We start from the raw sequence: 4,925 nt of genomic DNA on the forward strand, positions 1-4,925 counted from the left end.
CCCTCGTCCTCCCGAACTGCCCGCAGCACGTCGTCGCCTTCTACGCCGTCCTCCGGCTCGGCGCCGTGGTGGTCGAGCACAACCCGCTCTACACCCCGCGCGAGCTGCGCCACCAGTTCGAGGACCACGGCGCTCGTGTCGCGATCGCCTGGAACCGCGTCGTGCCGACGGTGCAGGACCTCCCGGCCGACCTCGGCGTCGAGACCGTCGTCGCCGTCGACCTCACGCGCGCGATGCCCGCCTCGATGCGCGCAGCCCTCCGCCTGCCGCTGAAGAAGGCCCGGGAGTCGCGCGCCGCGCTGACGGGGCCGGTCCGCGGCGCGATCGAGTGGGAGTCGCTGCTGCGCCGGCGGATCGACCCGGCGCACCCGCGCCCGGTCGCGGAGGACCTCGCGGTCATCCAGTACACGAGCGGCACGACCGGCACGCCCAAGGGCGCCGAGCTGACCCACGCGAACCTGACGGCGAACGCCGCCCAGTCGCGCGCCTGGGTGCCGACGGTCCGCCGTGGCGACTGCGTGGTCTACGCGGTGCTCCCCATGTTCCACGCCTACGGGCTGACGCTCTGCCTCACCTTCGCGATGAGCATGGGCGCGCGCCTGGTGCTGTTCCCGAAGTTCGACCCGGAGCTGGTGCTGAAGGTCGTCAAGAAGCACCCCGCCACCTTCCTCCCGGCCGTTCCGCCGATCGCGGAGCGCCTGGCGCGCAGCGCGCAGCAGCGGGGCGTCTCCCTGCGCGGCATCGAGATCGCCATCTCGGGTGCGATGCCGCTCGACCCGGCGCTGGTCGACTCGTTCGAGGCACTGACCGGAGGCACGCTCGTCGAGGGCTACGGCCTCTCGGAGACCTCTCCGGTCCTGATGGCCAACCCGGTCGGTCCGACGCGACGCGCCGGGACGGTCGGGCTCCCGCTGCCCGGCACCGACGTGCGGATCGTCGACCCCGAGGATCCCGACACGGAGGTGGCGACCGGCGAGCAGGGCGAGCTGGTCGTGCGCGGTCCGCAGGTGTTCCGGGGCTACCACCGCAAGCCCGACGAGACGGCGGCGACCTTCACCGGTGACGGCTGGTTCCGCACCGGCGACATCGCGACGATCGACGAGGACGGCTTCGTGCGCATCGTCGACCGGATCAAGGAGCTCGTGATCACGGGCGGCTTCAACGTCTCGCCGTCCGAGGTGGAGGAGGTGCTGCTCCGCCTGCCCGAGATCAAGGAGGTGGCGGTGGTCGGCCTGCCCGATCCGCGCAGCGGCGAGTCCGTGGCGGCGGCGGTCGTCCTGGAGCCGGGCGCGCAGCTCGACGTCGCGGCCGCCCGCAAGGCCGTCCGGGAGGCGCTGACCCCCTACAAGGTGCCCAAGCGGATCACCGTCGTCGACGAGCTGCCGCGGAGCATGATCGGCAAGGTCCTCCGCCGCCAGGTGAAGGCGATGCTGACCGACGAGGACTAGCCCGGAACGAGCGAGGGCCCCCGACCACTGTCCGTGATCGGGGGCCCTCTGCAACGGGGCTAGAAGCCGAAGTCGCCGCCTCCGAAGTCGCCGCCCCCGCCGAAGTCGCCTCCGCCACCGAAGTCGCCGCCGCCGGAGTCGCCCCAGCCGCCGCCTTCTCCGGCGTCCGCACCTGAGGCGTCCGCACCTCCCGCATCCGCTCCACCGTCGGCCGAGGCGTCTCCCCCGCCGTCACCGCCGGCGTAGTCGCCTCCCGCGTCGGGGAGGAACGCGCCCGCGATGGCCGAGCCGATCGCGAACCCGGCGATCGTGCCGAGCATCGAGGAGGCGAGGACGCCGCCGAAGCCCATGCCTCCGCCGCCGGAGAAGCGCCGCTCCATGAATCCGGGCTGGCGCAGCTCGCTCCGCGTGGCGGACTGGGCGAGCGTGCGGGGGTCGTCGTCCTTCGGCGCGTCGCCGACGGGGGCCCCCTCGCTGAGCTCTCGGAAGACCTGCTGGCGCTGCTCCGGGGTCAGCTGCTCGAAGGCCTCGCGGTGCACCTGCTCGATCGCCTCGGGCGGCGCGGTGCGGAGGAGGTAGCGGTAGCGCTCGATGGCACGCTCATCGTCGGTGCGCGGAGACGTCGCCGGAGGAGAGCCGTACTCGGGCCTGCGGTCCGCGGCCTGCGGCGGCGCGTACGTCGAGCGGCGTGCGCTCTCGGGCTGCTCGTCGCGGCCCAGCAGTCGGTCCAGGAATCCCATGATCTCCTCCTCGGCGCCCGACGGACGCACACCGCCACCGTAGGCCTCTCACCGCTCCGGGTGCTGAGCGTTCTCTCAGAGGCTGCTCGGAGCGGGGGCCTCGGTCATTTCTGCTTCGGGATGACCACCCACATCACGAGGTAAGCGATGATCTGCGGCCCCGGGAGGAGGCACGAGAGCACGAACAGGAGACGCACCACGAAGGGGCTCCAGCCGAATCGGCGGGCGAGACCGGCACAGACGCCGGCGATGATCCTGCCCCGACGGGGGCGCACGAGAGTAGCCATGACTCCACTCTGGCGCAGGGCGCCTGAGCGGGGCATCCGGGAAACCCCCTAGGTCTGCGAGGGAGTCCCGTCGAGCTCCTCGGGCCGGAACGCTCCGACCGAGCGGGCGAAGGCGGCGGCGCGCTCGGCGTCGGCCTCCGGCCAGACCACGTGGAAGCGCTCGAAGACCACGTCGCCGATGCCGCCCGGTGAGACGCGGGCGAAGTAGCGGCGGTGGCCGTCGAGCCAGGAGGCGCGCGTGCGGTCCCCCTCGCCCTCGGCCCAGGCGAACGCGTCGTCGACGGAGTCGAGCGGACCGGTCCGCACCTCGTCCGTCACGAGGACGACACGCGCCGCTCCCGCGCCGTCGCAGACGATCCAGTGGTCGCCCGCGACGGGCGCCCCCTCCTCGGCGAGGGACGCCGTGGCCGTCTTCACTCCGCGCCGCACGAGGCCCAGCAGCTCGTCCGCCATCGCCGTGCTGTCGCCGAACGACTCGACCGGCGGGAGCGCTTCGTCGACTCCCGGATGCGTGGAGCGGTACTCCGCCCAGAGGAGCGCCGCCGAGGCGGCGTCGGCGTCGGGGAGGGCCGTGCGCTCCGGCGCGACGGGCACGAGCGCCACGATGTTCGCCCCGGCCAGGGAGGCGGGATCGTCGGGGTGGTTGTCGGGCGTGGTGATTGTGTCGAAGGGCCAGTGCTGCTGGAGCCAGCGGCGCGCGTAGGCGTCGAGCTCCTCCTCGAGCCGCGAGCCCCGGACGGCGGGGACGACCCACCAGGAGGCCTCGGCGGAGTCGCCGCCGCCGGGCCGGACGCTCAGAGCGCCCAGCGCCTCGGTGCGGTCCGGGCCGACGAGCAGGAACGCGTGCGCTCTGCCCGCATGCGACTCCTCCTCGAGGCGCAGGAGACCGCGCACGTCGTCACCTAGGGACGCCGACGGCAAGGCGGCCGGATCGTCCCCGCGGAGGAGAGCCGCGAGCCACGGTCGCTGCTCGCCGATCACCGCGTGCAGGAGGTCCGCGTCGCTCGAGACGAGAGGACGCAGGAGGGCGCCCGCCGGCAGCTCGAGCCGCGCGGGAAGGGGCGCGTCGCCGGTTCCACCGCTCATGACCGCACCTCCCCGCGCACCGGCTCAGCCGGCCGCGCGCTCCAGGACGAGCTCGCGGACGCGGGCGGCGTCGGCCTGCCCCTTCATGGCCTTCATCACGGCACCGATCACGGCACCGGCGGCCTGCACCTTGCCGTCGCGGATCTTCGCGAGCACGTCGGGCTGCGAGGCCAGTGCCGCGTCGATCGCCTCGATGAGCGCTCCGTCGTCCGAGACGACCGCGAGTCCACGGGCGTCGACGACCTCCTGCGGGGTGCCCTCTCCGGCGATGACGCCCTGGAGGACCTCGCGGGCGAGGCGGTCGGTCAGCGTGCCGCTCTCGATCAGACCGGCGAGCTCGGCGACCTGGGCCGGGGTGACCAGGGAGGCCGGGTCCTCGCCCGCCGCGTTCGCGAGGCGCGCGATCTCCCCGGTCCACCACTTGCGGGCCGCCTGCGGAGCGGCTCCCGCGGAGACGGACTCGGTGATCTCGACCAGCAGGCCGCTGTTGGCGACGTCCTGGAACTCGAGGTCGGTGAAGCCCCACTCCTGCTTGAGGCGGCGACGGCGGTCGGCGGGCTTCTCGGGGAGCGCGGCGCGCAGCTCCTCGATCAACTCCGGGCTCGGCACGACCGGGAGCAGGTCGGGCTCCGGGAAGTAGCGGTAGTCGTCGGCGTCGCTCTTGGGCCGGCCCGCGGAGGTGCGGCCGGTGTCCTCGTGCCAGTGGCGCGTCTCCTGCGTGATCGTGCCGCCCGCGGCGAGGATCGCCGCCTGGCGCTGGATCTCGTAGCGGACGGCGCGCTCGACCGAGCGGAGCGAGTTGACGTTCTTGGTCTCGGTGCGGGTTCCGAGCTTCTCCTGGCCGATCGGGCGGAGCGAGACGTTCGCGTCGCAGCGCAGGTTGCCGCGCTCCATCTTGGCGTCCGAGATGCCGAGCGCCAGCACGATGTCGCGGATCGTCGCGACGTAGGCCTTCGCGTACTCGGGTGCGCTCTTCCCCGCGCCGTAGATGGGCTTCGTGACGATCTCGACGAGCGGGACCCCCGCGCGGTTGTAGTCCACGAGCGAGTACTCGGCGCCCTGGATGCGGCCGGTGGCGCCGCCGATGTGCGTGAGCTTGCCGGCGTCCTCCTCCATGTGCGCGCGCTCGATCGGGATCTGCACGAGCGAGCCGTCGGCCAGCTCGATCTCGACCGAGCCCTCGAAGGCGATCGGCTCGTCGAACTGCGAGATCTGGTAGTTCTTCGCCAGGTCCGGATAGAAGTAGTTCTTGCGCGCGAAGCGGCTGGACGGGGCGATCGAGCAGCCCAGGGCGAGGCCGAGGCTGATCGAGTAGCGGACGGCCTGCTCGTTCACGACCGGCAGCGAGCCCGGGAGGCCGAGGT

The 4,925-nt window shown here is 73.1% G+C and carries 5 protein-coding genes; 1 reads left to right on the forward strand and 4 read right to left on the reverse strand.

The window, feature by feature from the left end:
• The coding region (locus tag C5C39_RS17005; RefSeq protein ID WP_104353937.1) for an AMP-binding protein at nucleotides 1–1,448 on the forward strand (1,448 nt) is incomplete at its 5' end.
• A gap of 59 nt (nucleotides 1,449–1,507) precedes the next feature.
• On the opposite strand, the gene C5C39_RS17010 is transcribed toward C5C39_RS17005, so the two are convergent.
• The 4 genes from C5C39_RS17010 to gatB form a co-directional block, all read right to left on the reverse strand.
• Complete coding sequence (locus C5C39_RS17010) at nucleotides 1,508–2,188, reverse strand: hypothetical protein (RefSeq protein ID WP_104353939.1); 681 nt, start codon at nucleotides 2,186–2,188, stop codon at nucleotides 1,508–1,510.
• Nucleotides 2,189–2,292: 104 nt separating this feature from the next.
• The gene (locus C5C39_RS17015; RefSeq protein ID WP_104223873.1) at nucleotides 2,293–2,475 is read right to left on the reverse strand and encodes a PspC domain-containing protein; all 183 of its coding nucleotides are present in this window, start codon (nucleotides 2,473–2,475) and stop codon (nucleotides 2,293–2,295) included.
• A gap of 48 nt (nucleotides 2,476–2,523) precedes the next feature.
• Nucleotides 2,524–3,561 (reverse strand): ASCH domain-containing protein, encoded by a 1,038-nt coding sequence (locus C5C39_RS17335; protein WP_146083973.1) that lies wholly within the window; start codon nucleotides 3,559–3,561, stop codon nucleotides 2,524–2,526.
• Between the two features lie 24 nt (nucleotides 3,562–3,585).
• A partial coding sequence (gatB, locus tag C5C39_RS17025) for an Asp-tRNA(Asn)/Glu-tRNA(Gln) amidotransferase subunit GatB (RefSeq protein ID WP_104353938.1) occupies nucleotides 3,586–4,925 on the reverse strand: 1,340 nt, incomplete at its 5' end.

This window comes from Rathayibacter sp. AY1F3 (assembly GCF_002931975.1).
Lineage (GTDB): Bacteria > Actinomycetota > Actinomycetes > Actinomycetales > Microbacteriaceae > Rathayibacter.